Source organism: Rhizobium leucaenae USDA 9039 (assembly GCF_000426285.1).
Classification (GTDB): Bacteria; Pseudomonadota; Alphaproteobacteria; order Rhizobiales; family Rhizobiaceae; genus Rhizobium; species Rhizobium leucaenae.
This window is the reverse complement of record NZ_AUFB01000001.1, coordinates 165178-185132: the sequence shown is the minus strand read 5'-3', so window position 1 is coordinate 185132 and position 19955 is coordinate 165178. Positions and strand designations below refer to the sequence as shown.

The 19955-nt window shown below is 59.6% G+C and carries 14 protein-coding genes and 1 pseudogene; 12 read left to right on the top strand and 3 right to left on the bottom strand.

Features of this window, described 5'->3' with window-relative positions; all coding sequences use genetic code 11:
• Positions 1 to 47: 47 nt before the first annotated feature.
• The 12 genes and pseudogenes from K290_RS0100795 to K290_RS38910 all read left to right on the top strand — a co-directional run bounded on the left by K290_RS0100795 (position 48) and on the right by K290_RS38910 (position 15532).
• Complete coding sequence (locus tag K290_RS0100795; RefSeq protein WP_028750102.1) at positions 48 to 1388, top strand: adenylate/guanylate cyclase domain-containing protein; 1341 nt, start codon at positions 48 to 50, stop codon at positions 1386 to 1388.
• A gap of 150 nt (positions 1389 to 1538) precedes the next feature.
• Complete coding sequence (locus K290_RS0100790) at positions 1539 to 3437, top strand: dipeptide ABC transporter ATP-binding protein (protein WP_028750101.1); 1899 nt, start codon at positions 1539 to 1541, stop codon at positions 3435 to 3437.
• Complete coding sequence (locus K290_RS0100785; protein WP_028750100.1) at positions 3431 to 5347, top strand: ABC transporter substrate-binding protein; 1917 nt, start codon at positions 3431 to 3433, stop codon at positions 5345 to 5347. The genes K290_RS0100790 and K290_RS0100785 overlap by 7 nt, the downstream gene beginning before the upstream one ends.
• Positions 5340 to 6338, top strand: coding sequence for an ABC transporter permease (locus tag K290_RS0100780; protein ID WP_028750099.1), 999 nt, complete (start codon positions 5340 to 5342; stop codon positions 6336 to 6338). Before K290_RS0100785 ends, K290_RS0100780 begins: the two co-directional genes overlap by 8 nt.
• Positions 6335 to 7510 (top strand): ABC transporter permease, encoded by a 1176-nt coding sequence (locus K290_RS0100775; RefSeq protein ID WP_028750098.1) that lies wholly within the window; start codon positions 6335 to 6337, stop codon positions 7508 to 7510. The genes K290_RS0100780 and K290_RS0100775 overlap by 4 nt, the downstream gene beginning before the upstream one ends.
• Before the next feature lie 99 nt (positions 7511 to 7609).
• Positions 7610 to 8824, top strand: a complete 1215-nt coding sequence (locus K290_RS0100770; RefSeq protein ID WP_028750097.1) for a glycosyltransferase family protein — start codon at positions 7610 to 7612, stop codon at positions 8822 to 8824.
• 17 nt (positions 8825 to 8841) lie between these two features.
• Positions 8842 to 10101, top strand: coding sequence for a glycosyltransferase family 4 protein (locus K290_RS0100765; RefSeq protein ID WP_028750096.1), 1260 nt, complete (start codon positions 8842 to 8844; stop codon positions 10099 to 10101).
• Positions 10098 to 11255: a glycosyltransferase family protein gene (locus K290_RS0100760; RefSeq protein WP_028750095.1), complete on the top strand. Its 1158-nt coding sequence runs from the start codon at positions 10098 to 10100 to the stop codon at positions 11253 to 11255. Before K290_RS0100765 ends, K290_RS0100760 begins: the two co-directional genes overlap by 4 nt.
• A gap of 236 nt (positions 11256 to 11491) precedes the next feature.
• Positions 11492 to 14206, top strand: coding sequence for an ABC transporter ATP-binding protein (locus K290_RS0100755; protein WP_028750094.1), 2715 nt, complete (start codon positions 11492 to 11494; stop codon positions 14204 to 14206).
• Positions 14207 to 14258: 52 nt separating this feature from the next.
• Positions 14259 to 14735, top strand: a complete 477-nt coding sequence (locus tag K290_RS0100750) for a cyclic nucleotide-binding domain-containing protein (RefSeq protein WP_028750093.1) — start codon at positions 14259 to 14261, stop codon at positions 14733 to 14735.
• A gap of 202 nt (positions 14736 to 14937) precedes the next feature.
• Positions 14938 to 15066, top strand: a pseudogene (locus tag K290_RS37130) (IS3 family transposase); the annotation flags it as partial.
• Between the two features lie 7 nt (positions 15067 to 15073).
• On the top strand, positions 15074 to 15532 hold the full coding sequence (locus K290_RS38910) for a P-loop nucleotide/nucleoside kinase family protein (protein ID WP_028750092.1): 459 nt from the start codon (positions 15074 to 15076) through the stop codon (positions 15530 to 15532).
• A 37-nt stretch (positions 15533 to 15569) separates the two neighbouring features.
• Here K290_RS38910 and K290_RS0100735 read toward each other — a convergent pair whose 3' ends face one another.
• The 3 genes from K290_RS0100735 to K290_RS0100725 form a co-directional block, all read right to left on the bottom strand.
• On the bottom strand, positions 15570 to 16715 hold the full coding sequence (locus tag K290_RS0100735) for a fumarylacetoacetate hydrolase family protein (RefSeq protein WP_028750091.1): 1146 nt from the start codon (positions 16713 to 16715) through the stop codon (positions 15570 to 15572).
• Positions 16716 to 16892: 177 nt separating this feature from the next.
• Complete coding sequence (gene melA, locus K290_RS0100730; protein ID WP_028750090.1) at positions 16893 to 18263, bottom strand: alpha-glucosidase/alpha-galactosidase; 1371 nt, start codon at positions 18261 to 18263, stop codon at positions 16893 to 16895.
• 19 nt (positions 18264 to 18282) lie between these two features.
• Positions 18283 to 19953 carry an ABC transporter ATP-binding protein gene (locus K290_RS0100725; protein WP_028750089.1) on the bottom strand — a complete coding sequence of 557 codons (1671 nt, stop codon included), beginning with the start codon at positions 19951 to 19953 and terminating at the stop codon, positions 18283 to 18285.
• Positions 19954 to 19955 lie beyond the last annotated feature (2 nt).

Here is a 19955-nt window from a genome sequence, read left to right as displayed (position 1 = left end):
GTGTCGCCGCGGAGGAGCATTTTGGATTACGAGGATAGGCCGCAGGAATGATGACCATTCATTCGAGTGTTTCCGATATTTTTCTCGACAAGGTTGCCGAATGGCTGACGCAGTCGGCGCTGACAGGCGAAAATCTGGAGAGCATCGTTCGTGGTTTCTGCGAACGCATCGCTGCTTCCGGCCTGCCGATCGCCCGCGTGCATCTGACCTTTTCGATGCTGCATCCACTCTATGATGCCCTTGGCTTCACCTGGCGCCGTGCCGGGGGGCTGACGATCGAAGGTTATCGGCATGTCGACGACAAGCCGGAACGCTTCGTCCAGAGCCCCTATTATTATCTGCTCTCCAACAACCTCCTGCACCTGCGCCGCCGCGTCGATATCGACGGGCCGTTGGAGTTTCCCGTCTTCGAGGACCTGCGCAAGGAGAAGATCACCGACTATATCGCCTTCGTGCAGACCTTCGGGGCGGGCTCCGCCCAGGGGATGATGGGCTCCTGGTCGACGGATAGTATCAGCGGCTTCAGCGAAGAGATGATCGGCGCGCTGATGCGTATGCAGAACCATCTCGCCATGGCTGCCAAGATGGCGGTGCTCGGCAAGCTTGCGAACAACATGCTCACCACCTATCTCGGCGGCGATGCCGGTCAGCGTGTGCTGAACGGGCAGATCCGCCGCGGCGACGGCGAGACGATCCGCGCCGCTCTCGTCATGGGCGACATGCGGCAGTCGACGCTCTACGCCGAGAAGGAAGGGCGCCAAGCCTATATCGATACGTTGAACGAATTCTTCGACGCCATCGCTGCGCCGTTCAACCGTAATGGCGGCGAGATCTTGAGTTTCCTCGGCGACGGCTTCCTTGCCGTCTATCCCTGCGGACGGCACAAGGACCCCTCCAAGGTCGCTTGCGAGGCGGCATTGTCGGCCGTTTTCCACGCGCAGAGCCGTGTTGCCGCGCTGAACAAGGATCGCAAGACGCGCGGTCTGAGCGAAGTTCGTTACGGCATCGGACTGCATGTCGGCAATGTCATGTTCGGCAATGTCGGTCTGCGGGATCGTTTGACCTTCTCCGCCTTCGGCGCCGCCGTCAACGAAGTGCAGCGGCTGCAGGCGCTGACGAAGAAATATTCGACCGAGGTGGTCGCAAGTCAGGCCTTTGCCGGTTACACCGGCGGCGAGTGGGTAACACTCGGCGAAGAGAGGTTACGCGGCGTCCGCCAGCGCTTTACGGTCGTACATCCGAAAGTCATAGCCAGGACGGGTGGGACGACGGAAGTCTTTCACGATGTGGCCGCCGACGGTCTGTCGGAGGCCGAGCAAGTCATCCTGCTCCATCGGGATGCCAAAAAGTTTGAGAACCACCCGCAGGTCGAAAAGTTCATCCAGTGACGTTGAGAAGCCCATAGTTGAGCATCCCTGGATAGATCACTGGAAAAGCGACAGTTTTTACACACCTTTGACTAACTGGACACCCGTTATGGCCTACGTTAGTGTGCCATACGGGGCCATAAAGGTCGTGTAAGCGGGAACTACTACAGTATGGCGTCAGGGACTGATTTATTGCGTATCGAGGACCTCGACGTCTCGTTCTCGATCTACGGCGACAAGCTGCGCGTGGTGAAGGGCGCCAATCTCCGGGTGCTTCCGGGCAAGGTAACGGCGCTAGTTGGCGAGTCCGGCTCCGGCAAATCGATCATCAGCCAGTCGATCATGGGCATTCTGCCGACGCCAGCGCAGGCGACCGGCCGCATTCTGTTTACCGATCCGCTGAACGGCGAGACGACGGACGTTCTCCAACTGCCGCGCGACAGCATCGAGATGCGTCAGCTTCGTGGCGCGCGCATGGCCAATATTTTTCAGGAGCCGATGACCTCGCTCTCCCCGCTGCACACGGTCGGCAATCAGATCGGCGAGGCGCTTCGCATCCACAATCCGGGCATCAGCAGGACCGAGCAGCGCGAGAAGACCGAGGAAATGCTGGGCCTCGTCGGCTTTCAGAATCCGCACCGCACCTTCGATATGTATTCATTCGAACTGTCGGGCGGCATGCGTCAGCGTGCGATGATCGCCATGGCGCTGATCTGCAATCCGGCGCTGCTGATCGCCGACGAGCCGACGACGGCCCTGGACGTCACGATTCAGGCGCAGATCCTCGGCCTGTTGCGCAACCTGCAGCAAAAGTTCAACATGGCCATGCTGCTGATCACCCATGATCTCGGCGTCGTCGCCAACATGGCCGATGAGGTCGTCGTCATTTATCACGGCGAGATCATGGAGGCCGGACCGGTCGATGCGATCTTCCGCCAACCGCAGCATCGTTATCTGAAGGCGTTGATGTCGGCGGTGCCGCATTTCGATATGAAACCCGGCGAGCGGCTGAAATCGCTGCGCGACGTGCCGGTCAATCTCGGTACGTTCTCCGGCAAGAAGAAATTGGCCAAAACCAATGGCAACGCTCCGCCGCAGGTGTTGCTCACGGTGCGCAATCTCACCAAGACCTATATCTCGAAAGGGGGCGGGTTTTTCGGGAAGGCGGGCACCAAGTTTCGCGCCGTCGATGATGTCGGTTTCGACATCCGTCGTGGCGAATGTCTGGGCCTCGTCGGGGAAAGCGGCTGCGGAAAGACGACGGTCAGCAAAATCTTGATGCGCGCCATCACCGCGGATAGCGGCTCGGTGACGTTCGAAGATGGCGACGGCAAGATCGATGTGCTGGCCGTCAAAGGCGACGAGCTGATGGAGCTCCGCACCAAGATCCAGATGGTGTTTCAGGACCCGGTTTCCTCCCTGTCGCCACGCATGACGATCCGCAATATCCTGAGCGAACCCCTTGAAATCCATGAGCACGGCAACAGCGGTGAGCGCAAGGAGAAGGTCAAGGGGCTGATGCAGGCAATCGGGCTCGACCAGCACTATTTGAGCCGCTATCCCCACAGCTTTTCCGGCGGCCAGCGCCAGCGCATCGGCATCGCCCGCGCTTTGGCGCTCGGGCCGAAGCTGCTGATCCTCGATGAGCCCGTCTCGGCGCTCGACGTTTCCGTGCAGGCGCAGATCCTCAACCTTCTCAAGGATTTGCAAAAGGAACTTGGACTTACTTATCTTTTCATCTCGCACAATCTCGCCGTCGTCGACTATATGGCGGACCGCATTGCCGTCATGGCGCGCGGCCGTATCGTCGAGATCGCGCCGCGTGAGATCATCCTGCGCGATCCCGTCCATCCCTATACCCGCTCGCTGCTTGCGGCGGTCCCCTTCCCCGATCTCGACCGGCCGCTGGATTTCTCCGCCTTGAATGCCGAAGGCCCCGCCGCCAAGCAGAGTTGGGGGCCGCATTTCGCGGAGGATAAAGGCGGGGATCTTGCCTACGCCGATCTTGGCGGCGGTCATTTCGTGCGCGCTCGCCGCGGCGCCGATGTTCAGGAATTACGCACGTGGTAACCCGTCGAACTTTTCTCGGCTTTCTCGCCTCTTCCGTGCTGCCGCTGCCGGCCGTCGCAGCGGACGCCGACAACGAACCCGACTTCCTGCACGACTGGCTGCGGGCTGGCCAGATGCCGCCGCTGGCCCAGCGGCTGCCGAAGATGCCCCGTATCGTCAATCTCGCTGCGCTCGGTCGCGAGCCCGGTCGCTACGGTGGGTCGATACGCACGCTCATCGGCGCCCAGAATGACCTGCGTCTCATGAACGTCTATGGTTATGCCCGTCTTGTCGGCTATGATCAGACGCTGACGCTGCAGCCGGATATTCTCGAATCTTTTACCGTTGAAAACGACTGTATCTTCACCTTCAAGCTGCGTGAGGGTCACAAGTGGTCGGACGGCCACCCGCTCACATCAGATGATTTCCGCTATTGGTGGGAAGATGTCATTCTCAACAAGAAGTTGACACCGGGAGGCGGCGCACTGGAGTTGCGGCCGCATGGCGATCTGCCGCGCTTCGAAGTCATCGACCAGGTAACCGTGCGCTATAGCTGGGATCAGCCCAATCCATATTTCCTGCCGAACCTTGCTGCGCCGCAAGCCTTGGTGCTCGTCGGCCCCGAGCATTATCTCAAGCAGTTCCATCCGAAGTATCAGGACGATATCCGTCTTTCGGCGCTGATGAAGCAGTATCGTGTCAAGAAAGTCGCGGACCTGCACATCAAGATGGCCCGTGTCTATCGCCAGGAAAATCCGGAGCTTCCGGTCCTGGAGCCATGGCGCAACACGACCGCGCCGCCGGCTGAGCAGTTCGTGTTCGAGCGCAATCCCTACTTCCATCGCATCGATGAAAACGGCAAGCAGTTGCCGTATATCGACCGCTTTATTCTGAACATTAGCTCCTCGACGATTATTCCGGATAAAACCGGCACCGGCGACAGCGACCTGCAGGCGACGGCGATTAATTTCAACAATTATACTTTCCTGAAGGACGCGGAGAAGTCCTATAATCTCAAGGTCAATCTCTGGAAGGCGACGCGCGGTTCGCGCGTGGCGTTGCTGCCGAATCTGAATAGCGCCGATCCTGTATGGCGGCAGGTGCTGCAAGACGTACGGGTGCGCCGTGCCCTGTCGCTGGCAATTAACCGCCACGAGATTAACATGGCGGTTTTCTATGGCCTCGGCACCGAAAGCGCAGACACGATGCTGCCGGAAAGCCCGCTCTACAGACCCGAATATGCCAAGGCTTGGATCGCCTATGATCCGGAGCAGGCCAACGCCTTGCTCGACGCCGCCGGTCTAGATAAACGCGACCAGGATGGCATCCGCCTTCTGCCGGATGGACGCCGTGCTGAAATCACGGTCGAGACGGCCGGCGAAGGCACGCTCGACACGGACGTGCTCGAACTCGTCACCGACCACTGGCGCAATATCGGCATCGCTTTGTTTACCCGCACCTCGCAGCGCGACATCCTGCGCAGCCGTGCCATGGGCGGGCGTATCGTTATGTCGATTTGGTTGGGCCTCGACAACGGTGTGGCGACGGCGGACATGAATCCCGGCCAGCTTGCGCCGACGATGGACGACCAACTGCAATGGCCGCTCTGGGGCATGCACTATCTTTCCCGCGGCACGCAGGGCACTGCGCCGGACCTCCCGGAAGTCGTGAAGCTCGTCGAGCTGTTGGAGCAATGGGGCAAGTCTGCTTCTTCCTTCGAACGGGCAGAAATATGGCATCAGATGCTGGCGATCTATGTCGACCAGGTCTTCTCGATCGGGCTTATCAACGGCACACTGCAGCCGATCGTACATGTAGACAAGTTGCAGAACGTGCCCGAAAAGGCGCTCTACGGTTTCGATCCGACCTGCTATCTAGGCGTCTATATGCCTGACACCTTCTGGCTGAAGGAGGATCAACCGCGTGTTTAAATATATTCTTTGGCGCATCGCGGTAATGATCCCGACGCTGCTTGTCATCTCGATGCTGGTCTTCACCATCATCCAGCTTCCGCCGGGCGACTTCTTTGAAAGCCAGATCGCCGAGTTGCGGGCGCAGGGCGAGACTGCCAACATGCAGGAGATTGAGAATCTTCGCCACGAATACGGGCTCGATAAGCCCGTGGCCCTGCAATATGTCTATTGGGTCGCCGGCATGCTGCATGGCGATTTCGGCTATTCCTTCGAATATCAACTGCCGGTATCGGACGTGGTGGGCGATCGCCTCTGGCTGACCATCCTCGTGTCGACGGCGACGATCGCGCTCACCTGGCTGATCGCCTTCCCGATCGGCATCTATTCGGCCACCCATCAATATAGCTGGGGCGATTATGGGCTGACTTTCTTCGGTCTGCTCGGCATCGCGATCCCGAACTTCATGCTGGCGCTTATCCTGATGCATTTCGCCAATATCTGGTTCGGCGTGTCGATCGGCCATCTGATGGATCTGCAATATCTGTCGCAGCCTATGAGTTGGGCAAAGGCGCGCTCGATCCTCGCGCATCTGTGGATTCCCGTCATCATTGTCGGCACCGCCGGCACCGCCGGCATGATCCGCCGCCTGCGTGCCAACTTGCTCGACGAGATGCAGAAGCAATATGTCGTCACCGCCCGCGCCAAGGGGCTGCATCCGCTGAAAGCGCTGGTGAAATATCCCCTGCGCATGGCGCTCAATTTCTTCGTCGCCGATATCGGCTCGATCCTGCCGTCGATCATTTCCGGCGCGGAAATCACCGCCATCGTGCTGTCGCTGGAGACGACCGGGCCGATGCTGATCAAGGCGTTGCAGAGCCAGGATATGTATCTTGCCGGTTCGTTCCTGATGTTCCTCGCCTTCCTCAATGTCATCGGCGTGTTGATCTCCGACCTCGCCCTTGGCTTCCTTGATCCCCGTATCCGCTTGCAAGGCAGGAGCACCAAGTGAACGCACCCCTGCCGCGCCCCGGCGCCCCGCTAGAGCACTACGTTTCCACAGCCGCCTTCGATCCGGAGCAGTTCGAAGCCATGTCGGCCGGTCAGGCGCGTTACTACAAGGCTTCGCAGAAGCAATTGATGTGGTGGAAGTTCAAGCGGCATAAGCTCGCTCTCGCCTCCGGCATCTTCCTGCTGTTGCTCTACGCCATGATCCTGATTGTGGAATTCCTGGCCCCGTACGGCCTGCACACCCGCAATGTCGAGTACATCCATTCGCCGCCGCAGAGAGTCCATTTCTTCAACAACGGCGAATTTGTCGGCCCCTTTGTCTATGGCCGCAAGATGACGCTCGACATCAATACGCTGCAACGAATCTATACCGACAAGACGGATAATGTGCAGCCGATCCGCTTCTTCTGTCGTGGCGATGCCTATCGATTCTGGGGACTGGTGGATGCAAATTTCCATTTGGTCTGCCCCGCTATTGGCGGCCAGATGTACCTGCTCGGTACCGACCGCCTCGGACGCGACGTATTGTCCCGTATCATCTATGGAGCGCGCATCTCGCTCACGATCGGGCTGGTCGGCATCTCCATCAGCTTCGTGCTGGGTATCGTCATCGGGGGCTTGGCCGGATATCATGGCGGCATCTTCGACCTTCTCGTCCAGCGGGTCATCGAGGTGCTGCAGTCGTTGCCGAGCCTGCCGTTGTGGATGGCGCTCGCGGCGATCATGCCGGTGACCTGGAGCCCCATCATCATCTATTTCGGCATTACCATCATCCTCGGCATTCTCGATTGGACCGGATTGGCCCGTGCCGTTCGTTCCAAGCTCTTGTCTTTACGCGAAGAGGACTATGTACTTGCTGCACAATTGATGGGTGCAAGTTCGCCGCGTATTATCGGCCGTCATCTTGTGCCAGGATTCATGTCGCATCTGATCGCGACGGCAACGATTTCGATCCCCAGCATGATCCTCGGCGAAACCGCGCTGAGCTTCCTGGGGCTCGGTCTTCGCCCACCGATCACGAGCTGGGGCATCTTGCTCACGGAGGCAAGAGACGTCAGCGCCCTTGCATTTTACCCGTGGCTCCTCTTCCCGATGATCCCGGTGATTTTGGTCATTCTGGCGTTCAACTTTTTAGGAGACGGCTTGCGCGACGCGGCCGATCCCTACAAATAGCGAAAAGCGTGGCCAAGAAATGGATTGCAATTCGAAGAGCGGCCGCGGACGTCGTTTGCTGACACCCCGCGTAATGACTTTCATCCTGAGGTTTTGCCCATGAAGCGGCGCTTAGAAGATGCTCGAATCCTCATGTATAGCCATGACACATTCGGTCTCGGTCACCTCAGACGGTGCCGAACGATCGCGCATGCGCTCGTCGAGGACTATCGTGGGCTGAACGTCCTGATCATTTCCGGCGCGACGATCGCCGGTGCTTTCGATTATCGAGCGCGAGTCGATTTTGTGAAAGTGCCGAGCGTCATCAAGCTGCGCGACGGCGAATATACGTCGATGGCAAGCCATGTCGATCTTCACGAAACTCTGAAGATGCGCCAGTCGATCATCCGTCACACGGCAGAAACCTTTCAGCCCGACATCTTCATCGTCGACAAGGAGCCGATGGGACTGAAGGGCGAGGTCGAGGAGACGCTGCAGTATCTAAAGGCCCGCGGCACGACGCTCGTGCTCGGCATGCGCGACGTCATGGACGCGCCGCACCTGCTGGAAGCAGAGTGGAAGAAGAACAACGTGCTGCAGAAGATCGATCAGTTTTACGATCGTGTCTGGGTCTACGGCCCGCCGGATTTCCATGATCCCCTTGTCGGTCTCGATGTGCCGCCCGGCGTACACCGGAAGATGGAGTTCGTCGGCTTCCTGCAGCGCAGTGTATCCACCTTAGGCACGAAGTCGGAACATGTGCCTGACGAAGATTATATTCTGGTCACGACCGGTGGCGGTGGCGACGGCGCCGATCTCGTCAACGATGTCGTCGGCGCTTTCGAGCAGGACGATACGCTTAAACACAAGACGCTGATCGTGCTCGGCCCGTATATGCCGGCCAAGGAACGTAACCACTTGATCGAACGTGCGAGCAAGATTGCCTGTCTGCAGGTGATCGAATTCGACAACAAGATGGAGGAGCTGATTGCCGGCGCCAAGGGTGTTGTCGCCATGGGTGGCTACAACACCTATTGCGAGATCCTGTCCTTCGACAAGCCTGCGCTGATCATTCCACGGACGCGCCCGCGCGAGGAACAGTTGATCCGGGCCCAGAGGGCGAGCGAGCTCGGCCTTGTCGATATGCTGCTGCCGGAGGAGTCCGCCGATCCGAAACTGCTCGCGGCCGCGCTGAAGCGCCTGCCGACGCGCGCACCGCCATCGGCGAGCGGCGGGCACATGCGGCTGGAAGGGCTGGTGCACATTTCGCGCATTGTCGGCGAATGGTTTGACGACCGCGACCACTATCCGCCGCTATCGATCGTCGCCGAATAGAGCATCGGAACCGATCGATGCGAAAAAAAATCCTGGTGGTCCTCAAGGGCTATCCCCGCCTGTCGGAAACCTTCATCGCGCAGGAGCTGCTTGGCCTCGAAAGAGCCGGCTTCGACCTGACGCTGATTTCGATGCGCAAGCCGACGGACAGGAAGCGCCATCCCGTCCATGACGAGATCAAGGCGCGAGTTGTCTATCTGCCGGAATATCTGCACGACGAACCGCTGCGCGTGCTGCGCGCCTTCTGGGCCGGGGTCAGAAAGCCCGGCTTCAAGCGCTTGCTGAGGCAATTCTGGGCCGATCTCAAGCGCGACATCACGCCGAACCGGGCTCGACGTTTCGGCCAGGCGCTGGTGCTGGCGCATGAATGGCCAGACAATGGCGAGTGGCTGCATGCGCATTTCATCCATACGCCTGCGTCGGTGACCGCCTATGCCAGCATCATGACCGGTGTTCCCTGGACCTGCTCGGCGCATGCCAAGGATATCTGGACCTCGCCGGATTGGGATCTTTCGGAAAAACTCGAACGCGCCCGCTGGACGGTGACGTGTACGCGGAGCGGCTTCGAGCACATGCGCGATCTGACGGCGATGCCGGAGAATGTGCATCTCAGCTATCACGGCCTCGATCTAGCACGTTTCGCGCCCTTTACAGGGCGCCATTCCGATCGTGATGGGTCGCAGGCATCCGAGCCTGCCTTCCTGCTCAGCGTCGGGCGTGCGGTGGAGAAAAAGGGATACGACGTGCTGCTGAGGGCATTGGCGCTGCTGCCTGCTGAGCTTCATTGGCGCTTCACCCACATCGGCGGCGGCGATGGGCTGGCGAAACTGAAAGCGCTTGCCGAGACGCTCGGCATTGCCGACCGCATCACCTGGCAAGGCGCGATGGCACAGGAAGATGTGCTGGCGCATTACCGCCAGGCGGATCTCTTCGCACTTGCCTGCCGTGTCGCGGCCGATGGCGACCGCGACGGTCTGCCGAACGTGTTGGTGGAGGCATCCAGCCAGCGCCTTGCCTGCCTTTCCACCAATATATCCGGCGTGCCGGAGCTGCTGACCAATGGCGAAAACGGCTTCGTCGTGCCGCCGGAAGACCCTGAAGCGCTGGCGGCGGCAATGGAACGGGCGATCCGCAACCCGGTGCTGCGCCATCGGCTTGGCGACGCCGCGGAGAAACGGGTACGTGAGCATTTCGACCATCACTCCAGCATTTGGCAATTGACGCGGCTGTTCGAGGAACAGTGGCAAAAAGAAGAGCAATGGCGCAAATCCGCATGACGCCCCTCCGCAGTTCATCCTCCCCCAATTCGTGCCCACGCGTTTTTTTCTATGTTCAGCATTTGCTCGGCATCGGCCATCTCGCCCGCGCCAGCCGTATCGCCAGCGCCTTGGCGAAGGACGGTTGCCAGGTGACGGTCGTCACCGGCGGCGTGCCGGTGAACGGCTTTCCGGGCGCGGATATCACCTCCGTCACCCTTCCCCCAGTCGTCGCCAGCAGCGCCGGTTTTTCGGGACTGGCCGATCAGGTGGGTAATCCCGTCGGCGAGGAATTTCTGGCCGCGCGCCGCGAGCGTTTGCTGGAGGCTTTTCGGACGGCCGCGCCTGATGTCGTCCTCATCGAGGCATTTCCCTTCGGCCGCCGGCAAATGCGCTTCGAACTCCTGCCGCTGCTCGATGCCATAGCCAGAGCCAATCCCAGGCCGAGACTCTACACCTCGGTGCGCGATATCCTGCAGCAGCAGAAGAAGCCGGGGCGTGTTGAAGAGACGGTGGCGCTGCTGCGGGATCATTTCGACGGCGTTCTCGTTCATGGCGATCCTAATTTCGTTCGGCTGGAGGAGACTTTTCCGCTCACCTCGGCCATATCCGATAAGATCACCTACACCGGTCTGGTTGCGCCGCCGCTGCCGCCCGCACCGGCCGAGATCTTCGACATCGTGGTTTCTGCCGGCGGCGGTGCCGTCGGGCGCGATCTGATCCGCGCCTCGCTGGAGGCGGCAAGCCGGGTGGCGGTCGATCGTCGTTGGCTGCTAGTCACCGGCCCGAATTTGCCGGAGGAGGATTTCGCGGCATTGACAAGGGATGCGCCCGGCAATGTCGACCTCGTCCGCTTCCGCAAGGATTTCCCGTCCTTGCTGCGGGGAGCGGAACTGTCGATCTCGCAGGCGGGTTATAACACTGTCGGCGATCTCCTCGTTACCGGCTGCCGCTCGATCCTTGTTCCATTCACGGCCGGCGGCGAAACGGAGCAGTCGGTGCGTGCCGAGCGGCTGGAGAAACTTGGGTTAGCGCTGGCTTTACCGGAAGCGGGGTTGACGACGGATCAGCTCGCCAATGCGGTGGAAACGGCGCTCTCACGGCCGAAGCCGTCGAACCCTGACATCGACCTCACCGGGGCCGCGCGAACCTCGGCAATCATTCGCGGGGCGTGACGGTTGCAGCAATGCATCTGTCACAACACCTCGTCGTTTTGCCCTCCTCGTTTTCTGCAATCTTGTGATATAAATCGAAAAATTAGTGAATCGGGAGGCACCTGGACAACAGACCGGGCGGCGTTCCGTTTTCAATATGGGGCCGCGCATTCACGATGAACTCCTCCCGCACCTCTGCAACATCGGCGCCAAACCCGGCGGCGATGCCTGTTGAATTTGGAAGCATGCAATAAGCGATGGAAAAAAGTCTAGCGCGTTACATCTGGTCGAATACCCGGCTGGAGCAAATCTGGATCCTGACGATCGTCGCCGCTTCGATGATCCCTTACTTTCTGTCCTTCGACTTGCCGAAGCAGATCGTCAATGGACCTATTCAGGGCAAGGGTTTCGAACATCCGGGCGAAACCCAGACCTTCATGCATATCGCTTTCAACGTGCCCGTCCTCGGGCACTTGGAAATATTTCGGGGTATCGAGCTCACCCGCTTTTGGATGCTGATCGCTCTCAGCCTTGTGTTCCTGGCGCTTGTCGTTCTCAATGGTCTCTTCAAGCTTTACATCAACACCTATAAAGGCCGGTTGGGTGAGCGCATGCTGCGCCGCATCCGTTTCGAGCTGATCGACCGCGTGCTGCGTTTTCCCCCGGCGCATTTCAAGCGGGTGAAGCCGGCTGAAATCGCTACCATGATCAAGGACGAGGTGGAGCCGATGGGCGGCTTCACCGGCGACGCCTTCGTGCAGCCGGCGCTTCTCGGCGGCCAGGCGATCACTGCGCTCGTGTTCATTATCCTGCAGAATTTCTGGCTGGGCATGATCGCCGCCGCCATCGTCGCGGTGCATGCTGTCGTCATCCCGCGCATGCGCAAGCGGCTGCTGGAACTCGGGCGCCAGCGGCAGCTCACTGCGCGCGAATTGTCCGGGCGTGTCGGTGAAATCGTCGAAGGCATCGGCACAATCCATGCCAACGATACCACCAATCTGGAGCGCGCCGACATCGCCAATCGTCTCGGGTTGATCTTTTCGATCCGTTACGATCTCTATCAGTGGAAGTTCCTGGTGAAATTCATCAACAACTTCCTCGCACAGGTCACGCCCTTCCTGTTCTATTCGATCGGCGGCTTCCTTGCGCTGCAGGGCCGGCTTGATATTGGTCAGCTCGTTGCCGTCATCAATGCCTACAAGGACCTGCCGGGGCCGCTGAAGGAACTTATCGACTGGGATCAATCGCGCCAGGATGTGCAGGTCAAATACAATCAGGTGGTCGAACAGTTCAGCGTAGAAGGTTTGATCGATCCGAAGACCCAGCTTGTCTCGCCCGCGCCGGCTGGCCGCATTACCCACCCGCTGGTCGCGACCAATCTCACCGTGGTTGACGATAGCGGTGCCCGTGTGCTGGATCACGTCTCGGTCGAAATTCATCCCGGCGAGAAGGTGGCGATCGTCGGCGACAGCGGCGCCGGTGGCGAATATCTTGCCGAGGCCTTCGGCCGGCTGATCTGGCCGGATAGCGGCCGCATTGCCATCGATGGCCGCGATCTGCTGGAACTGCCGGAATCGCTGACGGGGCGGCGCATCGCCTACGCTTCGTCGGATACGTTCTTCTTCCACGGCACGTTGCGCAGCAATCTTCTCTACGGCCTGAAACACGCGCCGCTGATCCCTGCGGAATATGACGACCAGGCTGCCAATAAGCTCAAATGGCAGATGATAGAAGCGCGCCGCGCCGCCAATCCGGAACTGGATCTCAACAGCGACTGGGTCGATTATGCCGCCGCCGGCGCCACTGGCCCGCATGATATCTACTCGGTCATCCGCCCTGTTCTCGATGCTGTCGCTATGTCCCAGGACATTCTCGACATGGCGCTGCGCTCGAATGTCGACACGGCTGCGCATGACGATCTTACCTCGCGCATCGTAGAGTTGCGCCAGGCGCTGCGTCTCAGACTGCAGGAGGAGAATCTCGACGGGCTTGTCGTGCCTTTCGAATTCGACGCCTATAATCCGCAGGCGACGGTCGGCGAAAACCTGTTGTTCGGCACGCTGAAGCGGCCGTTGATGACCAACCGCAAGCTTGCCGCCCACCCTTATTTCCAGCAACTCTTCACAGAGACCGGCCTCGACGTCGATCTCTACGATATGGGTCTGGAAATTGCCGAGAACGCCGTCGAACTCTTTACCGATCTGCCGCCGGATCATCCTTTCTTCCAGCAGCTTACCTTCATGACGGCGGAGGATATCCCGACCTACGAAGCGTTGCTGCAAAAGCTGAACGGCAAGGGCTTCGGCGCCGCGACGCCGGAAGAACGAGTGGCCATCATCCGCCTCAGCTTCTCCTATATCGAACCCCGTCACCGCTTCGGCCTTCTGACGCAGACGCTGATGGACAAGATCGTCAGGGCGCGCGCCAAGTTTCACGAACATATCCCGGCCGATCTGGCACGCGTGATCGAGCGCTACGACCCCGAGCGCTTCACCGCCTCGGCGACATTGATGGACAACGTGCTGTTCGGCCGGATTGCGCACCAGCAGGCCGATGCGCCGGAGCGTATCCACACCATCATGTACGACGTCTTCGAACGGCTGGGCATGCAGGATAGCGTCCTGTCGATCGGCCTCGACTTCGACGTCGGTTCCGGCGGCAAGCGTCTGACCAATGTGCAGCGGCAGAAGCTCAATCTTGGCCGCGCCTTGCTGAAGCAGGCGGATTACCTCATCTGCAATCGCCCCCTGCCGGCGCTCGACCATCGCGTTCAGGACCAGATCGCCCGTGCGATCCTGACCGGTCTCGACAGGAGCGAATATGCGCCTGCCGTTATCTGGGTGCTCTCCAATCCGGGCTTTGCGGAGCTGTTCGATCGTGTTCTGGTTTTCGATCGCGGCAGCCTGGTTGAAAGCGGTACAACCACCGATCTTTTAGAGAAAAACGGTATGTTCAAAGAACTGTTATCGTAATATCCTATTGCAGCGGTGGTATCTGGGGCCCGACATTGGGGGTTTGAAGCTCATGCTTCTGAAAGACGAAGTTGAAATGCTAAAGCGGGTGCCGATTTTTTCGCGCATCGCACCTGCAAAGTTGAAGCTTTTGGCATTCACGTCGGATCGCGTCAGCTACAATGCCGGTCAAGTTCTGTTTCATCAGGGCGATCAGGGCGATGCAGCTTATGTTGTTCTTTCCGGAACTGCTGATATTCTTGTCGATAGCCCGGCTGGAGAGATCAAGGTCGCCGAGGTCGATATCAACTCGATCGTTGGCGAAATCGCCATTCTCTGCGACGTATCCCGCACCGCCACCGTCAAGGCCACGTCCCGGTTGGAGGCACTGAAGATCAGCAAGGAGCATTTCCTGAAACTGCTCAGCGATTTTCCCGAAATGGCCGTCGAAATCATGCGCGTCCTCGCCGACCGCCTCAATCACACCACCTCCGAGCTCACCGCCGCCCGCAGCCGCCAAAACCAACAGCAGTCGATGTCGACGCATTGAGGTCGAGATATTGGGTGCCCGTGCCTTTGAGCAACACGCGGGCGCCGAACGTGTTGTGGCCGAGGCGGCGATGAAGAAGGTTGCGAACAGCAGCGCGATATTGATCCAGCCGATCAGCAAGAGCCGTCAGGTCAGGCCTCTCCTTTCCCAATGAAGGCCTTCCGGCCGTTTTGTCGTACGTATCCGGTCAGGGGACCGGCGCTCAGTGCGGGCGCGGCCCGATGCGACGTTGAAAGTGGAGATCAGGCGTGTGTTCGCGGCCAATTTCGGCGTCTATGGACACTGCAAGAACTGGCGGCAATTGAAGCGGGAAGGCTTCTGCTCTGGAAGGATAATGTATGGCAACATTATACATGTTAATGGGGCTGCCAGGGTCGGGGAAGACAACAATTGGCAAACGCCTTGAACGGGAATGCCCTGCATTGCTGCTGTCTCCAGACGTATGGATGGCGCGAGTTGTTAGAAACGGCTACGATGCCGACAGACGACGTGCGGTACAGCAATTGCAGTTGGAGTTGGCCGATAGGGTCCTTCGTCTGGGGCGTGATGTGGTCTTGGAATTTGGATTTTTCCGTCGAGTAGAGCGAGACGTCGCACGAACGGTGGCGTCAAAGGCAGGCGCCGAGACTCAACTAATCTTCCTAGACCCGCCTTTTGAGGAACTGGTTAACCGTGTTGAGGCGCGTAACCAAGACTTGCCGCCCGACACATTTTCTGTAACGCGGGAGCACCTCGAACTATGCGCCACGTGGCTTGAGAGGCCGCTACCCGAGGAGGAAGCTTCCATATATCATTAACGCCGGCACCTAAGCGCTCCAGCTACAATTCAGCCCCCTAAATCAACCCTCGCCCAGCCAAATTGCGCATCAAATGCGACGTTCCGAACGTCCACGGTGGGCATTCCGTCGACAACAGCACCCGGTTTTTCAATGCGCCGAGCTTGTCGTTGGAAATAGTGACGATATCGCCAACCTTATGGGTGAAGCCCTGGCCGGGCGTATCGCGGTCTTCGACAGGCGCAAAGAGCGTGCCCATGAAGAGGACGAAGCCGTCCGGGTACTGGTGATGGCGGCCGATGGTCTGGGAGACGAGATCGAGGGGATCGCGGCTGATTTCCCTCATCGACGAGCGCCCGTGCAGGACATAGCCGTCCTCGCCCTCGACCTTGAGGTCGAGATCGGCGGTGCGCACGTCGTCGAGCGTATAGGTCTCATCAAACAGGCGGATGAAAGGACCGATCGAGCAGGAGGCGTTGTTGTCCTTCGCCTTGCCGAGCAGCAGTGCCGAGCGTCCCTCGACATCGCGCAGGTTGACGTCATTGCCGAGCGTAGCACCTCTGACGCGGCCCCGGCTGTCGACGGCCAGCACGATTTCAGGCTCGGGATTGTTCCACTTCGAGATCGGGTGGAGGCCGACATCGGCGCCCGCGCCTACGGAGGACATGACCTGCGACTTGGAGAAAACCTCGGCATCCGGGCCGATGCCAACTTCGAGATATTGCGACCAGACGCCCTCTTCGATCAGCGCCGCCTTCACTTTGGCGGCTTCCGGCGAACCGGCCTTCAAATTGCGCAGGCTGTCGCCGATGAGGGCCGTGACCTTGCCGCGGATCGCTTCTGCAAGATCCGGATTGCCGGCGGCGCGCTCCTCGATGACGCGCTCAAGCATCGAGCGGGCGAAGGTCACGCCGCAGGCCTTGATCGCCTGCAGGTCGATGGGGGCAAGAAGATGGACCGCCGATATGTCAGCTTTGGCGGCGAGCAGATTGTCGAGATTGGCAACAACAACCTCGCCCTTTTGTGCACGGACAAAGCCGACCGGATCGTCTTTCTCCAAGAGGTCACGCATGGTCGGCGCGTCTTTCGAGGTGATGTCGTAAAGCGTACCACCGCGGACAACGACAAGAGCGGGGCCCTTCACGTCAGAGCGCCAGATGCGGCCGACGAAGGTTCCCGTGCTGAAAGTGTCTGAACTAGCCATGTGTTTGATCTCTCCCCAGCTTCGCCTCATTTTTTAGCGCAGGCGGAAAGGCTTTGCCACCTTAGATCGGCTGGAAGAATAGCGGGGTTTGGACTTTCACCTTCAACGTCACGGCAAAAAGGAAGGCCCCGCAGCGATGCTGCGAGGCCTTCGGCCGCAAAACCGGGAGAGAGGGTTTCAAGCGGCCTGAACCTTGCGGTCGCTGCGCGCCCATTCAGGTAGCCATGTGCCATGGGTGGCCAGCAGTTCGTCGACCAACGACCAGATCTGGTCGAGATCGAGTTCGGCAGCGGTATGCGGGTCCATCATCGCCGCATGGTAGATGTGTTCGCGATTCTCGGTCATCAACGCCTGCACCGTCAGTTCCTGCACGTTGATGTTGGTACGGATCAGCGCGGTCAATTGCGGCGGCAGGTCGCCGATGAAGGTCGGCTGGATGCCGGAGGCATCGACCAGGCAGGGAACCTCGGCCGCGCAATTATAGGGCAGCGAGGTGATGCAGCCATTATTGCGGACGTTGCCATAGATAACCGAAGGTTCGCCGGTCCAGATCGAATTGATGATCGATGAAGCGTATTCCTTCGATTGGCTCACTTCGATCTTGTCGGCGCTGCGATATTCATCGGCCTGGCTCTTCCAGCGCGCGATCTGCTCGATGCAGCGCTTCGGATATTCATCGAGCGGGATGCCGAATTTCTCGATCAGGTCTTCCCGGCCTTCCTTGATGAAATAGGGTGTGTATTCAGCGAAATGCTCCGAGCTTTCGGTGACGAAATAGCCGAGCCGGGTCAGCATCTCGTAGCGAACCTTGTTCGGGCAGCGCGGGTTCCAGCCGGGCTTCGGTGCCCGACCCTCGCGATAGGCGCGTACGAGATCGGGATAGAGATCGCGATAGGAACCGTCCGCCTGGCGATGCTCGAATTTCAGGTAGAAGGCCATGTGGTTGATACCGGCCGAGCGGTAGCGGATTTCCTCGTAGGGAATGTCGAGATCCTTCGCAAGCTCCATCGCCGTGCCCTGCACGGAATGGCAAAGGCCGACCTGCTTGATCGTCGGAAATTTCTCGGCGATCGCCCAGGTGTTGATCGCCATCGGGTTGACGTATTGCAGCATCACCGCCTCGGGGCAGACGGCGAGCATGTCCTCGCAGATCTTCCAGAGATGCGGCACGGTTCTGAGCCCGCGCATGATGCCGCCGACGCCGAGCGTGTCTGCGATCGTCTGGCGTAAGCCGTATTTCTTCGGCACTTCGAAATCGGTCACCGTGCAGGGCTCGTAGCCGCCGATCTGGAAGGCGACGACGACGAAATCGGCGCCATCCAGAGCCTGGCGCTGATCGGTAAAGGTCTCGACAGTTGCCGATGCGCCCAGTGTAGAAGCCATTTTGCGGGCGACGACAGCGCTTTCGTCCAGCCGCTGCGGATTGAGATCCATCAGCGCAATTTTCGCACCCGTCAGTGCCGGACGCTGCAAAACGTCGCCGATGATGTTCTTCATGAACACGGTCGAACCGGCGCCAATGAAGGTGATCTTGGGATTGCCTGCCATGTAGAAGTCTCCTGAATGCTTATGAGGCTACCTCGAACGCCGCCTTGACGAGGCGTTCGGTGTAAGCGGTCTTGGGATGGGAAAGAACGTTGTCGACCGGCCCCTCTTCCATGATCTTGCCGTGCTGCATGACAATGACGCGATGGCAAAGGGCGCGGACGACCTTGAGGTCGTGGGAGATGAAAAGATAACTCAGACCCCGTTCGTCCTGCAGCTTGCGCAGGAGATCGATGATCTGCGCCTGGACAGAGAGATCGAGCGCCGAGGTCGGTTCGTCCAGCAGGATGAATTCCGGTTCAAGCGCGATGGCCCGCGCAATGGCGATGCGCTGGCGCTGGCCGCCGGAGAATTCATGCGGAAAGCGCGACAGGATATTCGAGGGCATGCCGGCACTGACAAGTGCTTCCTTCACCCGCTCTAGCCGCTCCGCCCTGTTGGCGCCGATATTGTTGACCACCAGCCCTTCGGCGATGATCTGGCCGACCGGCATGCGCGGGTTGAGCGAGGAGAAAGGGTCCTGGAAAACGATCTGCATGCGCGAGCGCAGAGGTCGCATCTCGGCCCGCGAGCGGCCGTGGATCGCTTGCCGGTCGAAATAGATTTCGCCGCTGTCGGCATCGATCAGCCGCAGCAGCGCCTGGCCGAAGGTGGTCTTGCCGGAGCCGGATTCGCCGACGAGCCCCAATGTCTCATGCCGGCGAAGCTCAAGGCTCAGACCATCGACGGCGACCAGCTCGCGCATGTCCGGCTTAAGGAAGGTGCCGTGGCGCAGCATGAAGGCGACCTTGACGGATTTGCCCTCAAGAATGGTGTCGCAGTCCGGCGGCAATGGCTTTGCCTGGCCCCGCGGCTCGGAGGCAAGCAAGTGCTGCGTATAGGGATGTTGCGGACGGGCAAAGAGCTCTTCCGTCGTATTGTGCTCGCGCATCTCGCCATGTTGCATGACGTAGACATAGTCGGAAAACTGCCGCACCACCGTCAGGTCATGGGTGATCAGGATCACCGCCATGCCGAGCTGTTTCTGCAGGTTGCGGATCAGATTCAGGATCTGCGCCTGCACGGTAACATCGAGCGCTGTCGTCGGCTCGTCGGCGATCAGCACATCCGGGTCATTGGCAAGCGCCATGGCAATCATCACGCGCTGGCGCTGACCACCGGAAAGCTGGTGCGGATATTGCTTCAGCCGCGCCTCCGGATCAGGAATCTGCACCTGCTGCAACAGCGCCAAAGCCCGCCTCTCCGCCTCCCGGCGGCCGATCTTGCGATGGACGCGGATCGCTTCGACGATCTGGCTACCGATCGTATAGATCGGGTTCAGCGAGCTCATCGGCTCCTGGAAAATCATCGAGATACGATCGCCACGCAGTTGCCGGCGGGCGCGCTCGGAAAATTTCAGCACATTCTTGCCGTCATAGCTGACGGTGGATTTCTCCGACACGACGGCGCGTTTGGTAAGCAGGCCCATCACCGTGCGGGCGGTCACCGACTTGCCCGAGCCGGATTCGCCGACAATCGCGATGGTTTCGCCACGGTAGAGCTGGAACGAGATATCCTTGACGGCGTCAACGATGCCGTCTTCCACCTTGAATTTGACGGCGACGTTGCGGGCATCAATGACAGGCGGCACGGTCTTGTCGGCAGCGTCGAGCCTGATATCGGGGGCAAAAGGATTGACGAGTGCGAGAGCCATGG